Source organism: Anaerotignum sp., from assembly GCF_040307045.1.
In the GTDB taxonomy this organism is placed as follows: Bacteria; Bacillota; Clostridia; order Lachnospirales; family Anaerotignaceae; genus Chakrabartyella.
Window position 1 is genome coordinate 43916 of the sequence record NZ_JAWRKF010000008.1, and the last position, 15471, is coordinate 59386.

The 15471-nt window shown below is 40.4% G+C and carries 18 protein-coding genes and 1 pseudogene; 16 read left to right on the forward strand and 3 right to left on the reverse strand.

Features of this window, described 5'->3' with window-relative positions; all coding sequences use genetic code 11:
* Positions 1 to 13 precede the first annotated feature (13 nt).
* Positions 14 to 406 carry a 30S ribosomal protein S9 gene (gene rpsI, locus ABVZ64_RS05900; RefSeq protein WP_352400109.1) on the forward strand — a complete coding sequence of 131 codons (393 nt, stop codon included), beginning with the start codon at positions 14 to 16 and terminating at the stop codon, positions 404 to 406.
* A 132-nt stretch (positions 407 to 538) separates the two neighbouring features.
* Here rpsI and ABVZ64_RS05905 read toward each other — a convergent pair whose 3' ends face one another.
* The 3 genes from ABVZ64_RS05905 to ABVZ64_RS05915 form a co-directional block, all read right to left on the reverse strand.
* Positions 539 to 1591, reverse strand: coding sequence for a tyrosine-type recombinase/integrase (locus tag ABVZ64_RS05905; RefSeq protein WP_352400110.1), 1053 nt, complete (start codon positions 1589 to 1591; stop codon positions 539 to 541).
* Positions 1592 to 1751: 160 nt separating this feature from the next.
* Positions 1752 to 2837: a type I restriction endonuclease gene (locus ABVZ64_RS05910; protein ID WP_352400111.1), complete on the reverse strand. Its 1086-nt coding sequence runs from the start codon at positions 2835 to 2837 to the stop codon at positions 1752 to 1754.
* Between the two features lie 133 nt (positions 2838 to 2970).
* Positions 2971 to 3603 carry a LexA family transcriptional regulator gene (locus ABVZ64_RS05915; protein WP_352400112.1) on the reverse strand — a complete coding sequence of 211 codons (633 nt, stop codon included), beginning with the start codon at positions 3601 to 3603 and terminating at the stop codon, positions 2971 to 2973.
* 215 nt (positions 3604 to 3818) lie between these two features.
* On the opposite strand from ABVZ64_RS05915, the gene ABVZ64_RS05920 reads away from it, so the two are divergent.
* From ABVZ64_RS05920 to ABVZ64_RS05990, 15 genes and pseudogenes are all read left to right on the forward strand, one after another.
* The gene (locus ABVZ64_RS05920; RefSeq protein ID WP_352400282.1) at positions 3819 to 3995 is read left to right on the forward strand and encodes a helix-turn-helix domain-containing protein; all 177 of its coding nucleotides are present in this window, start codon (positions 3819 to 3821) and stop codon (positions 3993 to 3995) included.
* Between the two features lie 9 nt (positions 3996 to 4004).
* Positions 4005 to 4859, forward strand: coding sequence for an ORF6N domain-containing protein (locus tag ABVZ64_RS05925; RefSeq protein ID WP_352400113.1), 855 nt, complete (start codon positions 4005 to 4007; stop codon positions 4857 to 4859).
* A gap of 31 nt (positions 4860 to 4890) precedes the next feature.
* Positions 4891 to 5073, forward strand: coding sequence for a hypothetical protein (locus tag ABVZ64_RS05930; protein ID WP_352400114.1), 183 nt, complete (start codon positions 4891 to 4893; stop codon positions 5071 to 5073).
* A gap of 168 nt (positions 5074 to 5241) precedes the next feature.
* Positions 5242 to 5385: pseudogene (locus ABVZ64_RS05935) on the forward strand (AbrB/MazE/SpoVT family DNA-binding domain-containing protein); the annotation flags it as partial.
* 136 nt (positions 5386 to 5521) lie between these two features.
* A complete protein-coding gene (locus ABVZ64_RS05940) occupies positions 5522 to 5854 on the forward strand; it encodes a hypothetical protein (protein ID WP_352400115.1) in 333 nt (110 codons plus the stop codon).
* A 36-nt stretch (positions 5855 to 5890) separates the two neighbouring features.
* Complete coding sequence (locus tag ABVZ64_RS05945; RefSeq protein ID WP_352400116.1) at positions 5891 to 6106, forward strand: YdbC family protein; 216 nt, start codon at positions 5891 to 5893, stop codon at positions 6104 to 6106.
* A gap of 10 nt (positions 6107 to 6116) precedes the next feature.
* Positions 6117 to 6284: a hypothetical protein gene (locus ABVZ64_RS05950; protein ID WP_352400117.1), complete on the forward strand. Its 168-nt coding sequence runs from the start codon at positions 6117 to 6119 to the stop codon at positions 6282 to 6284.
* 1 nt (position 6285) lies between these two features.
* Positions 6286 to 6759, forward strand: a complete 474-nt coding sequence (locus tag ABVZ64_RS05955) for a hypothetical protein (protein WP_352400118.1) — start codon at positions 6286 to 6288, stop codon at positions 6757 to 6759.
* Positions 6756 to 7910, forward strand: a complete 1155-nt coding sequence (locus tag ABVZ64_RS05960) for a DUF2800 domain-containing protein (protein WP_352400119.1) — start codon at positions 6756 to 6758, stop codon at positions 7908 to 7910. The genes ABVZ64_RS05955 and ABVZ64_RS05960 overlap by 4 nt, the downstream gene beginning before the upstream one ends.
* Before the next feature lie 24 nt (positions 7911 to 7934).
* Positions 7935 to 8618 carry a DUF2815 family protein gene (locus tag ABVZ64_RS05965; RefSeq protein WP_352400120.1) on the forward strand — a complete coding sequence of 228 codons (684 nt, stop codon included), beginning with the start codon at positions 7935 to 7937 and terminating at the stop codon, positions 8616 to 8618.
* Between the two features lie 6 nt (positions 8619 to 8624).
* Entirely contained in the window at positions 8625 to 10625 is a 2001-nt protein-coding gene (locus ABVZ64_RS05970) for a DNA polymerase (protein ID WP_352400121.1), read from the forward strand.
* A gap of 11 nt (positions 10626 to 10636) precedes the next feature.
* Positions 10637 to 13042: a virulence-associated E family protein gene (locus ABVZ64_RS05975; RefSeq protein ID WP_352400122.1), complete on the forward strand. Its 2406-nt coding sequence runs from the start codon at positions 10637 to 10639 to the stop codon at positions 13040 to 13042.
* Between the two features lie 275 nt (positions 13043 to 13317).
* On the forward strand, positions 13318 to 13638 hold the full coding sequence (locus ABVZ64_RS05980; RefSeq protein WP_352400123.1) for a VRR-NUC domain-containing protein: 321 nt from the start codon (positions 13318 to 13320) through the stop codon (positions 13636 to 13638).
* 154 nt (positions 13639 to 13792) lie between these two features.
* Entirely contained in the window at positions 13793 to 14104 is a 312-nt protein-coding gene (locus tag ABVZ64_RS05985) for an HNH endonuclease signature motif containing protein (RefSeq protein WP_352400124.1), read from the forward strand.
* Positions 14105 to 14215: 111 nt separating this feature from the next.
* A complete protein-coding gene (locus ABVZ64_RS05990) occupies positions 14216 to 15463 on the forward strand; it encodes an SNF2-related protein (RefSeq protein WP_352400283.1) in 1248 nt (415 codons plus the stop codon).
* The last annotated feature ends 8 nt before the right edge of the window (positions 15464 to 15471 follow it).

A 15471-nucleotide genomic window follows, 5' to 3' on the forward strand; every position in this document is an offset into this window, starting at 1 on the left:
GGAGGAAAGCATAATGGCAGCAGCTAGATATTACGGTACAGGCAGAAGAAAATCTTCCGTAGCAAGAGTATACTTAGTACCCGGCAACGGTAAAATTACAGTAAATAAAAGAGATATCGAAGATTATTTCGGTCTTGAAACATTGAAGCTGATCGTTCGTCAGCCTTTGGAATTGACAGAAACAACAGCTAAATTTGACGTTTTAGTAAACGTTAACGGTGGCGGTTTTACAGGTCAGGCAGGTGCAATTAGACACGGCATTTCCAGAGCTTTACTTCAGGCTGATGGTGATTACAGACCTGCTTTGAAAAAAGCTGGATTCTTAACACGTGATCCTAGAATGAAAGAAAGAAAGAAATACGGTCTCAAGGCAGCGAGACGTGCGCCTCAGTTCTCCAAGAGATAATTATTTCAACTTTATACGAAATATCAAAACCCCGAAAACCTTGTGTTCTCGGGGTTTGTTTTGTTTTTATGAATGGGTGAGAATGGGTGGGAATTTAGCTACTAGTAACACACTAGTAACATACTAGTAACACTATATTTTATTGATTTCTTCAAGTAATTCTCCAATTTCTACATGGGTATATACTGCCTGTGTAACACCTTGCCCCTTGTGGCCAACAATCTTTTTTATGATACGTTCATCTACTCCTGCAGCAGTTAAAAGTGAAACGCAAGTATGCCTTGTATCATGTGGGCGGTGTGTCATTCCTAACTGCTCAATGATTGGTATCCAATAGCTTTCGTAATAATTCCTGTAGTCCATTTGCTTTCCATCGGGAGTAGAAAGCAAATATTCACAATCATTCTTATTAAACCATTCTTCAAAAAACTTATGTGTTTTGTCTGCAATAGGAACACGTCTTATCCCGGCAGTTGTTTTGGATGCAGTTACATCAAACCACTTTTCTTTGAGATTTATATTTTCTTTTTTTAACTCAAGCAACTCTCCAATACGTACTCCGGAGTAAATTAACATCAATATTACTGAAATGTACTCATTTGCTTTTACATTGCTCCAAAGTTTCTTTATCTCACTTTTTTTGAAGGGGGTGCGGTCAATGGCATTTGGGTTTCCGGCCCTGCTTATATTTACATATTCAACAAAGTTACGTTCCTTGGGGATGATTTCATTTATAATAGCGTACTCGTAAAGCTGTCCAAACAAAACTTTGACTTTTTTTAATGTTGGATAATTTTTACCTGAATTATCTATAACAGCCTGTAGATCGGCAAGTTTTAATTCTATAAACTTACGGTTGTGTAATGGTTCACATACTTTATAGGATGCTTTATACCCGTTTATATTTGATTTCGATATTTCCTCAAACTTCCGTTTAGACCATTTATTATATACTTCTGAAAATGTAATTTTATTACTTTCAATTGAATAAGGATTCTTATTGAAATCAGCTAAAGCGGTAAGTGCTTGTTCTCGTTTTTCGAAATATCCTATAATTTGATATATGGGGTAGGCGGTTTGTTTTTCATCGTTCATTTTAAATCCTGTTGTTTTACGTGCCACGAATGGTCGCCTGCGGTTTCCTGATAGTTTATACACAGAACCGTATCCGTTTGGTAATCTCATTATATCATCCTCCTTATTTTTGGGTAAAAAAATAAAACCCTTTAATTTTGCAAAGGATTTTGATATAATAAATTTGCACAGATATTATATTAAATCCTTTGATTTAATTGGTATCAGAACCCCTCATTCCATTGCAGTGGAGTGGGGGATTTTTTATTAATTAGTTTTGGATGAATCTTTTTAGTGATTCTATGAGTTCAGCCTTGTATTTGTATAAGTCTGTAATATTGTCAAGCGAATATTTTATGTCATGATTATCTCCGGTAGGAAGAATTAACAGTTTCCTTTTCGCAGATAGCTTTAGTCTGCAAATCCATTTCCTTGTATTATTTTCGTAAAGAATACCAAAATATGACTCGGTGTCTTTAGCTATAATTTTGTCCAGTGAAACAGCTTCTGCAAAGATACTTTTAATAATGTAAAATGCTTGAATTTCTTCATCGGTCGTAACAATACGAGATTCGCCGGTCTCAATTTCCTGCTCAGATGTAATAACAGGCGTGTCCAATATTGTACTTTGCGCTTGGCTCTCTGGATTGATGACAGAGCTTAGTCGTTCATTAAGAATTTCATTTACGAACTGATTTAAAGATTTTTTTACAATTGGTGTAAATTTTTCTATAACTGATTGAGTCTTTATTCCATCATAAATATTTCCTAAGATAAGTCTAACAAAATCTTCGCTAGGGGATGTCATTTGTTCAGAGAGAAATAGTTTGATGTTGTTAGCATATTTTAGTTCTGATGCTGATGAAAATACGGCATCAATGTCAAAATTTTCTTTAACGAATTTTTTTAATTCTATAACCTGACTGTCCTTAATGTCGAGTAGGTTGATTTCTAAGAATGGTTTACTATCCATTACATTCGGTGATTCTAAGTCAGTAAAAAACTTATAAACAATTCCGTTAGTTAGAATGGCAAACTTCGCGTTTGTAGAAGTAAAGTATCTATATAGCTGATCATCGTGATTTGTTAATGCATCATTCCAGCCTTTTGCCTCAACCAGTATAATCGGGGTTCCATCTCGCATTATAGCATAGTCTACTTTCTCACCCTTCTTATTGCCAACATCAGCAATAAATTCAGGTACAAATTCAGTGGGATTGTAAACATCATAACCTAGTGCTTGAAAAAAAGGTACAATAAAAGCCATTTTTGTTGCTTCTTCTGTTTTGATATGCTCTTTTGTTTGCTCGATTCTGTTTGCTAATTGATAAAGCTGTGCAGCAAAATCTGTTGACATTCTGTCCCCTCCCTTTATTTGACAATAATTGACATTATATGATATATTTATCGAGGAAAGGGTGTTTGAAAAACTTCCCGACACTCTTACATATCCTTCGCAGTATTCGCAGTACTGTGGGGGATTTTTTTATTTAAAATTTTTTCACAACATTCATTAATCTACCTTGAATGTGAATGTGATCCAATTCTTTTCCTATAAAAATCTTTGTTTCATATACCGGGTTCTCTGGTTGCAGAATAATAGCCTTGTCTTTTTTAATCACACGTTTCAGTGTTTCTTCGTCCCCGTTTATATTCACAATGGCAATATCTCCACTATTCACATCAGATTGCTTTCTTATTAATAGCAAATCTCCTTCATTTATTCCAGCATTTATCATGCTATCTCCTTTGGCTCTCAAATAAAAGAAATCGCCGCCTCCCCTTAATGTTTCGATATAAGTGTATTCATATCCTTCTATATTGCTTTCAGCGAGCATTGGCTCTCCGCAGCGAACAGACCCGATGATTGGAATTTTTACAAACATAGACGCATCAACAGGGATTGCACCTTGGGGTAGTTTTTCTGATGGCTCTTGCCCTGTCATTAAATAATCCAACGACACCCCAAAATAATCACATACAATTTCAGCAAGTTCAGGCCTAGCCTTTGAATTTTTCTTTTTCCATGTACTTATGGTGGATGCGTTAACTCCTGCTTCTTTACAAAATTTATAGGCTGTTATTCCGCGCATCTTCAATAATTTTTCAAATATTTCGTACATACTCATTTTCCTTTCAAAAAAATATTTCGGCATTACGAAATAAAACTATTGACTAATTTGGAATAACGATATATACTTAGAGCATACTTCGGTATAACAAATTAAAAATAGCTATATTCGGTACAATGATATAATTCGTTCGACAAACAAAGTATATCACTAAACCGAACTATAAGCAAGTAAAAAATATGGAAAGGAGGGATATTTTGACCAAGATGTACAGTTGTGAAGAAATTTCAGAGCGTTACAATGTCAAACTTATTACAGTTTGGGATTGGATTCGCAAAAAAAAACTGCCTGCAATTAAAATCGGCAGAGAGTACAGAATCAAGGAGGAAGATTTAAAAACCTTTGAAGATGAGCGTAGAACAGTTCCAGTAAGAAAAGAATAGGAGGTACATATGGAAGAGCTAATTGTAAACGGAACGCAAAACTTTATGGGTAGGCCAATCCCAGTAGTAAGCGGTGGTTTTGGACAAGGAAAAAAGTGTATGAGCGATAAGACTATTGCAGAAATACACGGTGTGAAAGTCATTCATGTAAGAGAACTGATTGGCAGAAATTTTCAAAGGTTCAAAGAGGGCGTAGATTTTGTTGATTTAAAAGTTATCGTTCAGAACGATAACAATTTATTCACACAACTTGGCTACTCTCAAATGCAGATTTCAAAAGCCGAACACATCTACATATTATCAGAAAGAGGATACTCCAAGCTTATCAAAATTATGGATACTGACCTCGCTTGGAAAATCCATGACAAGCTTATGGATGAATATTTTGAAATGCGAGATGAAAAGCAGAGTGCTCAAAAAGAAGTTTCTTCCCAAAGTCAGAAAAAGCTTGCATCTGTAAATAATGCCGCAAAAATTATTATGCCCCATCTTATTGAGGCTGGTGTAGACCCAATACAAAGAACTTATTTCCTAAAAGATATGTATGCACCTGTAGGCATTAATGTTCCAATGATTAGGGTTGAACAGGAAAAGCTGTATGAGCAAACTGAAATGGCTGAAATTTTAGGTGTATATTCTAAGTCCGGTAAACCTCATGCACAAGCTATTGGAGCAATTATCAGTAAATTAAATATTTCTGAAAGTGATATTGTTCAAACCAGCTATTCCAGAAATGGACACACTGATATTTCAAATCAGTACAAAGAGCCAGTATTGCAACAAGTGGAGAAGTGGTTTATGGATAACGGCTATCCGACAGCAATATCCAAGGGCACAAAAGAATTTAAGGTCAACTACCGATAATGTCATTTTAGAATATAAAGGAGGCGTTACTGTGAAAAACAGACTGTCAGTAAAAGAAGCCGCCGACCTTATGGGTGCAACACAACAGTTCGTTAGGGTGGGTTTAGTGCAAGGTATTTTCCCTTGGGGATATGCAGTAAAGACAAGTAGCAAATGGACGTATTTTATCAGTGCACCTAAATTCCAAGAGTACACAGGAATAAAAGTTGGGTAAGCCTTATATCGGACAAACAGTATAGGGGGTGCATCATCATGAACCGCCAACAGTTCCGTTACATATGTTGCAGTTGGTGCGGTAACAAATGGAACATAGCAAACATAACAGATACCAGTCACGGTTATTTATGCCCGAAATGTCGGGAGAGGAAAAGGAGGAAATCAAATGAAAGCAACAGGTATTGTTAGAAGAATTGATGATTTAGGAAGGGTAGTTATTCCGAAGGAAACTAGAAAAATGATGGGTGTCAAAGAAGGTGATCCCATGGAAATCTATGTAGATAATGGTGCGGTTGTTTTAAAACCCTATTTTGCAACAGAGGAATCTCTTGACTTGATTTCGCTGCTCAAAGAAAAAACTTTAAGTTATGCGTACCTTGAAAATAAAGAAGAACTTTTGCAAAAACTTGACGAGGTTGAGGCGATTTTAAAAAGGAGAGGGGCTAATGCGTAACTACGAGGATAACCCTGTATATCGTGCTATTCTAAACCGAAATGACAGGCGCCGTTCTAGGCGTGTTGCGGAAAGAGAGAAAAACATTAGAAGGACATGGTTGCTGGCAAACATCAAGATGACATTATTATGGTTGTTATATCTAGTTGTGCTATTCCTTTTTATTTCGATGGTTGAATCAGCTATACCACACAGGATTGTACTAAAATGGTTTATTATTTTTACCTTCTTTGGAGTGTCTGTGACAGCAGTTCGTGATATAGAAAAGAAAATAAAAAAGTCCCCGAGGAACGGCCATTCCGACAGGGGACACATGGAAAAATAAACACTTTGAGGATAACAGAAAGGATGGTATTTGTCAATGGCGCAAATAAAAAGTGAAGTAGTCCAGCATCTCGGTGTTATTTCACAAGGCGAGTGGACCAGAGAACTTAATCTTGTTAGTTGGAATGGCAGAAAAGAACTCTATGATATTCGTGGATGGAGTGACAATTATACAAAGTGTTCTAAGGGAATTACCCTGAACAAAACAGAGCTGGAAGCTCTAAGAGACTTATTAAACAGTATTGAGCTATAAGGAGGTAAACGTGGGCAGATGGGACAAAGAAATCGCCAAAGCAAAAGCAGATTTAAAACCCAATCGGGGGACGGTTAAAGTGGAACACGAAAAAGGTTTTATCCTTATGGATGTTGATGCGTTCATGTCCCTACCGAAAACCAAGCAAACAAAAATTCTAAAATTAGGAGGAAATTAATATGGAAATTACAATCAGAATCACAGGAGAGGATATCTTAAAATATCCTGATATTACGAAAGACATTATTGATGATTTGAAAACATTTAGCCATTTGATTGAGGGTGCTGTTACACCCGCCCATACAATGGCACCACCAGTAATGCTGTACCCAGCTCCAACAGCACCAGCTGTGTCTATGCAAACACAAGTGGCACCCACTCAGGCAATGCAAAGTCCTGCTCCAACGGCGCCAATGCAGATGCCCGTACCTGGAATGCAGAGTCCTATTCCTACTGCAGCACCCACAGCACAGCCGGCAGTATATACCTTGGAGCAACTTTCGTTGGCTGCAGCTCCCCTGATGGATGCTGGGAAAACTGATGCGCTGGTGGCACTAATGCAGTCTTTTGGTGTACAAGCGTTACAGCAACTTCCTCAAGAAAAGTATAACGATTTTGCTGTAGCCATTAGAGGGATGGGGGCGCAGATATGAGCCATGCTTTATTATCTGCAAGCTCGGCCGAAAAATGGTTACATTGTACCCCTTCGGCCAGAATGGAATCCAGTTTACCCGATACTGCGGGGGAATCAGCACAAGAGGGTTCCCTTGCCCATGAGTTGGCTGAGTTAAAAGCAAGACGGCATTTTCACGGAATGGATAAAGGTGCTTTTACTCGGAAGTTCAATAAAATTAAGAACCATGAACTTTATGCTGTGGACATGGACAACTACACAGATGATTATGTTGAATACTTAAAAGACGTTGAAATGATGTTTTCTTCTAAGCCCTATGCAGTGTTTGAAACTAAGGTAGATTACTCCCATATTGCTCCTGAAGGGTTTGGGACTGCCGACTGTATCATGATTGGTGGAGGATATCTTCATATCGTGGATTTCAAGTATGGTAAAACGGTACAAGTTGATTGTGTGGAAAACCCACAAATGAAACTATATGCCTTAGGTGCGTTGAAAAAATATGGCCTTTTATACTGTATCGAACACGTTGTTTTACATATCGTTCAGCCTAGAATGAGCAATATTTCTTCTTGTGATATTACCTGTCAAGACCTGAAGGCTTGGGGCGAGAGTATTAAACCTGTTGGGCTGCTGGCATATGACGGTGCTGGAGAATGCATCGTAGGGGAATGGTGTGATAATCATTTCTGTAAATGTCGGGCTACCTGCAGGGCATATATGTCCCAGATGCAAGAGGTGGTACCCTTTGTGGACAAGCTACCCCCAGTGCTTACTGACGAAGAAGTAGGATATTGTCTTACCCTTGCTACGAATATTAAAAAGTGGTATTCCATTTTGGAAAAACACGCAATGACTGCTTTGCTTGCGGGTAAAGATATTACTGGCTGGAAGGTGGTGGAGGGCCGTAGCAACAGGGCATTTAATGATACAGATGCTGCATATAAGGCCCTTTCAGAATCGGGCATCGACGAAGCATTACTTTATAAGCGAGTACCAATTACGCTTACGGATTGTGAAAAGATGCTAGGTAAGAAAGAATTCACAGAAAAGTTGGCCGACTTTGTAGTAAAGCCTCCAGGCAAGCCAACAATCGCACCTTTAAGCGACCCACGAGAACACTACAATCCTGCAATGGCAGACTTTGCTGGACTTGAATCTAATAATTAATTACACATACGAAAGGATGATTTTATGTATCAGAATATCGCAACAAAATGCCTCACAGGTGAAGTTAGAATTTCCTTTGAACACCTTGCTAAACCTTATAGCAACAATGGGGGAGATCCCAAATATAGCTGTACTATCTTAATTCCAAAGGCAGATACAACTACATACAATGACATTCTTTCTGCTTTGCAGACTGCATATGAACAAGGCGTAAATGACAAATGGAAAGGTTCTCGCCCCCAGCTAAGATATCCGGTTATCTATGACGGTGACGGTGTTAGACCTTCTGGGGAGGCTTTTGGTGCAGAATGCAAAGGTCACTGGGTTGTGACAGCATCAAGTAAGCAACAACCAATGGTTGTCCATGTTTCTAATACAAAGGTGCAATTAGCGGAAACAGATATTTACAGCGGAATGTATGCCCGTGTAACAGTGAATTTCTTCCCCTATGATAGCAGTGGCAATAGAGGTGTAGGCTGTGGTCTGGGCAATGTTATGAAAACAAGAGACGGGGAACCATTAAGTGGTAGAGCGAATGCAGAAAGTGACTTCGCAGGTCTTGAAACTCCTGCAGCGATGCCCATGGGAGTTCCTAACACAGCAATGCCTATGGCCGGCTCTGCAATGCCTGGTACTTACAATCCAAACCCTTATGCACCTACAGCACCAACTGGCAATATTAACCCGATCACCGGCTTACCTATGTAATGTGGTATGAGGGGGCATATATCCGTCGATATTGAAACCTTCTCTTCCGTTGATATTACTAAGTCCGGGCTTTACAAATACGTTCAAAGCCCGGATTTTTCTATCCTGCTGTTAGCGTACAGTATCGACGGTGGGGCGGTGGAGATTATCGACTTAACAAAAACAGAGCTACCGATCTTTATACAGAATTTACTTTTAGATCCCAGTTATATAAAGCACGCTTACAATGCTGCTTTTGAGTGGTATTGCTTATCGAAATATTTTGGATTAGAAGAAAAAGAAAGAACGGAATGGTTGAAACAATGGCGTTGTACCATGATGCATGGTCTTTACTGTGGCTATACAGCAGGGCTTGAGGCAACAGGTAAAGCAATTGGGTTACCACAGGATAAACAGAAATTAACAACAGGTAAGGCCTTAATTAAGACCTTTTGTTCACCATGCAAACCGACAAAATCCAACGGCAACAGAACCAGAACTTTACCGAGTCATGAACCTGAGCGATGGGTGCTATTCAAAGAATACTGTAAACAGGATGTTGTTACTGAAATGGAAATAGAGAACAGGCTTTCAAGTTTTCCCGTGCCAGATATGGTACAAGACCAGTGGGTTTTGGATCAGATACAGAATGAGCGGGGTGTTGCCATAGACCTTGGTTTAATAGAGGGTGCTTTATACTGTGATAGTGTAGCGTCTGAAAAAGCTACCAATGCAGCAAAAGCAATTACAGCCCTTGAGAATCCAAATAGCGTGGCACAGCTGAAAAAATGGATACAGGATAGAACAGGCATAGAAGTACCCGGTCTTACAAAAGAAACTGTGGATGAAATGCTGGATACTGAAATTCCCGTTGCTGTTCGTAAGGTTTTGGAATTGCGTCAGCAGATGGGAAAAACAAGTGTAAAAAAATATATGGCTATGACACAAGCAGAGTGCGCAGATGGACGCTTACGAGGAATGCTGCAATTCTATGGGGCCAATCGTACAGGAAGATGGGCGGGGCGGTTAGTGCAAGTACAGAATCTTCCCAGGACATACCTTCATGGATCAGACCTTGACTTAGCAAGAAAGCTGGTAAAACTAAAAAATCCAAATGCCATACAGCTTACGTTCGGTAGCGTGCAAGATACTCTATCTCAGCTTGTTAGGACAGCTTTTATTCCTGAAAAGGGAAAAGTGTTCGTGGATGCTGACTTTTCAGCCATCGAGGCGAGAGTGGTTGCTTGGCTTGCGGGGGAAAACTGGGTACTTGAGGTATTTCGTACCCACGGCAAGATTTACGAGGCCACAGCGGCGCAAATGTTTGGTGTACCTATCGAACGAATTGCAAAAGGGAATCCCGAATATGAACTAAGGCAAAAAGGGAAAGTTGCTACCTTGGCGTTGGGATATAACGGTGGGCCAGGGGCACTTATCAACATGGGAGCACTGAAAATGGGGATACCCGAAGAAGAATTACCCGATATTGTAAGTAAGTGGCGTGGGGCAAATCAAGCAATCGTAAGATGCTGGAGAGCCTTAGAGCACGCAGCTATACAAGCGATTAAAAGTGGCAGGGCTGTTGGAACCCATGGACTTGTGTTTGCTCGTGAAGCAGACATTACAAAAGGACAGGATTTCCTTACGATATTACTTCCTTCTGGGAGAAAGCTTTTTTATGCAAAGCCCCATTTAACCTTAAACCAATGGGGAAATGAATCCATAGGGTACTACGGAATGAATCAGACTTCAAAAAAATGGGAACCAGTTGAAACCTACGGTGGAAAATTAACGGAAAACGTTGTACAAGCCATTGCCCGTGATTGTTTGGCTCACACATTGACAGCTTTAGAGTCTCAGGGGTATAAAATTGTATTCCATGTTCATGATGAAGTTATTATCGAGATAGAAAAAGAGAAAGCTGACCTTGAAAAGGTTTGTCAGTTAATGAGCCAGCCCATACCCTTTGCGCCGGGGTTGCCTATGGCAGCCGATGGTTGGGTAGGAGATTATTTTACGAAAGACTGAGGTGACACATTTTGCAAAATGACAGACAAATAACTATATCTACTGCAGGTAGCAGAAAGGCCACGAATTGGCAACCTCAGACACTGCGAATATCGGAATTATTTGAAAAGCTCCGTACACCTTTAAGGGGGAAAGAGACTCTTTCAGCTTATATGAGCATGAAAAAACATCAACAGGATGAACTGAAGGATGTTGGCGGTTTTATTGGTGGCAGTTTAACAGGAAGGCGTAAAAGAGGCGCAGTATTAAACCGTGATGTAATTACCCTGGATATGGATAATTGTCCACCTGAAAGCACTAAAGCAATTTTACAACGGCTTTCTAGTCTAGGCATGATGTATGCAGTGTATTCCACCAGAAAGCACAGTCCAGCGGCACCCAGACTACGTGTGGTGGTACCAACTGATAGAAATTTGTTGCCTGAGGAATACGAACCTATTGCTCGCAAACTTGCAGCATTAATCCAGCCCGAAATGCACTGGTTTGACCCTACAACCTTTCAAGTTGAACGTCTTATGTATTGGCCTAGTTGCTGTGTAGATAGTGAGTACATATTTGTCTATGAAGATAAACCGCTGTTATCTGCCGACGGGATGTTGGCTACCTATGAAAATTGGTTGAACGTTGCATCATGGCCCCAAGTGCCAGGTGAACAAAAACTAAGGGAGAGGTCGGCAGCAAAGCAGGGTGATCCAACGGAAAAGAAGGGTACTGTGGGTGCATTTTGTAGGGTGTACAGTGTTGTACAAGCTATGGATGCTTTTCTTCCTGGTGTTTATGCACCTACGGAACAATCTGACCGATATACCTTTGTGGGTGGTTCTACCACTGGTGGCGCTATTGTTTACGATGATGAAAAATTTCTTTTCTCCCACCATGCTACGGATCCATGCAGTGGGCAGTTAGTGAATTCTTTTGACTTGGTACGTTTGCATTTGTTTGGTGATCAGGATGAAGAAGCAAAAGAAGGTACACCGATAAATAGGTTGCCTAGTTATGACTTAATGTGCCGCAAGGCAATCGAAGATAAAGACGTTCTTGCTCTTTTACAAAAGGAACGTATGGAACAAGCTGAGGCAGAATTTAAAGATATACAGGAGAGCTTTTCGGAAACCGAGGAAGATAACTTAGACTGGATGCGTAGATTACGGGTGCATCCAAAGACAGGGCTTCCAGAAAGCACCATTGATAATGTTTGGATTATTCTGGAGAACGATAGAAACCTGAAAGGTAAATTTGCTATTAACGAATTTGCCGGGCGCGGTGAGGTTCTTGGAGCATTACCTTGGAATGCAGAAACAAAACGGCGCTTTTGGGATGATAACGACAACCAGGGGCTGTATTGGTATCTTGAAAAGAGCTATAGAATATCAGGCACAGGAAAAATTGACGGGGCACTTTCATTACACAGTAATAAAAACTCCTTTAATGATGTAACGAAGTATTTAGATGGACTTGTGTGGGACGGCACCCCACGGTTGGATACTCTTTTAGTAGATTATTTGGGTGCAGAGGACAGCGTTTATACAAGGGCAGTTACTCGTAAGGCTTTTACTGCAGCAGTGGCCAGAGCTTACATACCTGGGTTTAAATTTGACTATATGACTATTTTTACAGGACCACAGGGAATAGGAAAGAGTACCTTAATTGCAAAAATGTCAAAAGGGTGGTTCAACGATTCCATTAGAACCTTTGAAGGGAAAGAAGCCAGTGAACTCTTGCAAGGAGTTTGGCTGGTAGAGGTTGGAGAGTTGGACGCCTTTAACCGAAGTGATGTTGGCCGCATTAAGCAGTTTTTAAGCCAACAAGCAGATAGATTTAGAGCTGCATACGGTAGGCACGTAAAAGAAATGCCACGTCGATGCGTATTTTTTGGTACCACGAATGATGCAGAATTTCTTACGGATAGAACAGGAAACCGCCGTTTTTGGCCTATTGTTGTTGGTGAAAGAAAAGCTGAGAAGAGCGTATGGGCTGATTTGGATCAGGATTTAGACCAACTTTGGGCTGAGGCTGTTATGCGCTTTAAAATCGGTGAACCTTTGTATTTATCAGGTGCTGCAGAAAAGGCCGCTAAGGAACAGCAGGAAAGCCACAGAAAGACATCTACAAGGGAAGGTATAATCACAGACTTCCTGGAACAAAGCGTACCTGAGGACTGGATAAACTGGAAATTAGAACAGCGAAGAATGTTCTGGGAGGGCAACGCAACTTTTGATGGAGAACTTGTTCCAAGGAAAAAAGTTTGTGCCCTTGAGGTGTGGTGTGAGGCTTTGGGTTGTGATCCAAGAGCAATCAAATATAGTGATGCAATGGAAATCAACAACATTATCGGAAGTATAAAAGGGTGGAAAAGAACAGGGTACCCGGATAAATTTGGGTATTGTAAGAGCCAAAAAGGGTTCAAAAGGGAGTGAACAAAGGTAGGTTTTTAAAGGTAGGTAAGGGCATAAAGGTAGGTACGAAAAAACCTACTTTACCTACGTTCTACCTACTTTAAGGTAGGTGGCTAAAACCCGCACTGCAAAAGGCTTAAAGCCTATTTACCTACTTTACCTACCTTTATATCTATTAAATATAAAAATAGAGAGAATACATAATATATAACCCTCTATCCCCTCTGTACATAATGTGTATACGCGTGTGCACATACGCGCGTAGCAAAAAATATGCCAAAAAAGGAAGTGATCATTTGCAAGAAAAAGAAATAGAGCAATATCTCGTAAAACGAGTGAAAGAAATGGGAGGTAAAGCTTATAAGTGGGTAAGCCCGGGAAACGACGGGGTGCCCGATAGAATTGTTTTCTTTTATGGGATGACGGCTTTGGTGGAATTGAAAGCACCTGGGAAAAAGCCTACACCATTGCAGATAGCAAAGCACAAGGAACTGGAAAAACTGGGACAACGGGTTTTTGTGTTGGACAGTAAGGAAGAAGTGGATCAGTTTATTTATTCGGTGTGGTATGAAGTGGAAATGGGTGGTGGTGCGTATGAAACTAAAGTTAAAGTGTGATTTTTGTGGTAAAGACCTATTCCGGTATCAAAGTCAGGTTAAACGTTTTAATTTTTGTTGTCGGGGTTGTGCATCTAAATTTAACTCTAAAAAATATAATCCTGAAGGATACACATACCGAAGTTTTGAGAAAAACTCTAAGAGGTTTTCCAAGATGAACAAAGAACTCAATAAGTTTCGTATGACAACAGAGACACGAAATAAGCTAAGAGCAGCGCACCTTAATACCGGAAAGACTAGCTCGTATGAAAAGACCTTTGGTGTTCATACGCACAGAGTTGTAGCTGAATGGGCGTTAGGACGAAAGCTTAAACCCGGGGAAGTTGTTCATCATATTGACGGAGACAGGCGAAATAATAACCCTGAAAACATATTGGTTTTTGCTTCGCAGAAAGAGCATGCAAAATTGCATGCAGAGTTAGCAGGGCGTAAGGAGGTGGTGCCGCATGAAGTTCATACCACATAATTACCAGCAGTATTGCATTGACAGGCTTTTACAGGAGCCAGCCTTGGGATTATTCCTGGATATGGGCCTCGGCTGAGCAAAACTGTTACAACTCTTTCAGCGGTAAAGGAACTGAAGTATTACCGATTTGCAGTTCATAAGGTTCTTGTAATTGCACCAAAGAAGGTGGCCGAAGCAACCTGGAGCAAAGAGGCTGCTAAGTGGGAGCATTTACAAAACCTTAGAATATCTACGGTACTTGGCAGTAAAAACAAGAGAGTGGCAGCGTTGGCTGCCACAGCGGACATATATGTAATTAATCGGGAAAATGTGGAGTGGTTGGTAGATTATTACCGGAATGACTGGCCGTTTGATATGGTTGTCGTGGATGAAAGCAGCAGCTTTAAAGACCAGAGTACAAAACGATGGAAAGCATTAAAACGAATCCGGCCAAGAATAAAAAGAATCGTTTTACTGACGGGTACACCAGCACCCAACAACTTAATTGACTTATGGGCACAGCTTTATTTGCTGGACGAGGGAGCAAGACTTGGCCGAACTATTGGCGGTTTTCGTGAAAGGTATTTTAGCCCAGACAAGCGTTCTGCAGAGAGGGTGTTTACATACAAACCCAAGAATGGTGCAGAGGAAAAGATAGAAACTCTTATCGGTGACATTTGTATCTCCATGAAAGCTGAAGATTACTTGGAGTTACCAGATTGCGTAACGGTTAATACACCCGTTGCTTTAGATAGCAAAGCAAGAAAAGCGTATGATACCTTGGAACGGACAATGCTTCTTGAAATTAACGATGAAGAAATCACAGCTGATATGGCAGCTGTCCTTACAGGGAAACTGTTACAGCTTGCTGGTGGTGCTGTTTATGACGGCAATCATAATGCCCAACTTATCCATGATTGTAAGATAGCAGCGTTCATGGAATTGGTTGACGGTCTTGCAGGGGAACACGCATTGGTGTTTTATGGGTATCAGCATGAGAGGGACAGGCTGTTGAAAGAACTCTCTAAAACAAAGCTTCGGGTAAGAGTCTTTGGCGGTGCAACAGATGAAACTGACTGGAATAATGGCGAGATAGATGTTTTGTTAGCCCATCCAGCAAGCACCGCTTATGGGCTTAACCTTCAGGATGGTGGTCACCATGTTATCTGGTATGGACCCACATGGAGCTTGGAGCAGTATCAACAGGCCAATAAAAGACTCCATCGCCAGGGGCAGAAAAAGCCGGTTATCATTCACCATTTGATTGCGGAGGAAACGGTGGACGAGGATGTTATTAAGGCTTTGGATAACAAGAGCGGTACCCAGGAGGCACTATTGTCTGCATTGAAAGCAAGAATTGAAAAATATAAGGAGGGTTAAGTTGTGAA

Coding starts and splice junctions, on each gene's coding strand:
- ABVZ64_RS05970 (WP_352400121.1), top strand. CDS start 8,625: ATGAGGGGGCATATATCCGTCGATATTGAAACCTTCTCTTCCGTTGAT.
- ABVZ64_RS05905 (WP_352400110.1), bottom strand. CDS start 1,591: ATGAGATTACCAAACGGATACGGTTCTGTGTATAAACTATCAGGAAAC.
- ABVZ64_RS05965 (WP_352400120.1), top strand. CDS start 7,935: ATGTATCAGAATATCGCAACAAAATGCCTCACAGGTGAAGTTAGAATT.
- ABVZ64_RS05955 (WP_352400118.1), top strand. CDS start 6,286: ATGGAAATTACAATCAGAATCACAGGAGAGGATATCTTAAAATATCCT.
- ABVZ64_RS05960 (WP_352400119.1), top strand. CDS start 6,756: ATGAGCCATGCTTTATTATCTGCAAGCTCGGCCGAAAAATGGTTACAT.
- ABVZ64_RS05915 (WP_352400112.1), bottom strand. CDS start 3,603: ATGTACGAAATATTTGAAAAATTATTGAAGATGCGCGGAATAACAGCC.
- ABVZ64_RS05910 (WP_352400111.1), bottom strand. CDS start 2,837: ATGTCAACAGATTTTGCTGCACAGCTTTATCAATTAGCAAACAGAATC.
- ABVZ64_RS05945 (WP_352400116.1), top strand. CDS start 5,891: ATGGCGCAAATAAAAAGTGAAGTAGTCCAGCATCTCGGTGTTATTTCA.
- rpsI (WP_352400109.1), top strand. CDS start 14: ATGGCAGCAGCTAGATATTACGGTACAGGCAGAAGAAAATCTTCCGTA.
- ABVZ64_RS05940 (WP_352400115.1), top strand. CDS start 5,522: ATGCGTAACTACGAGGATAACCCTGTATATCGTGCTATTCTAAACCGA.
- ABVZ64_RS05985 (WP_352400124.1), top strand. CDS start 13,793: ATGAACAAAGAACTCAATAAGTTTCGTATGACAACAGAGACACGAAAT.
- ABVZ64_RS05925 (WP_352400113.1), top strand. CDS start 4,005: ATGGAAGAGCTAATTGTAAACGGAACGCAAAACTTTATGGGTAGGCCA.
- ABVZ64_RS05920 (WP_352400282.1), top strand. CDS start 3,819: ATGTACAGTTGTGAAGAAATTTCAGAGCGTTACAATGTCAAACTTATT.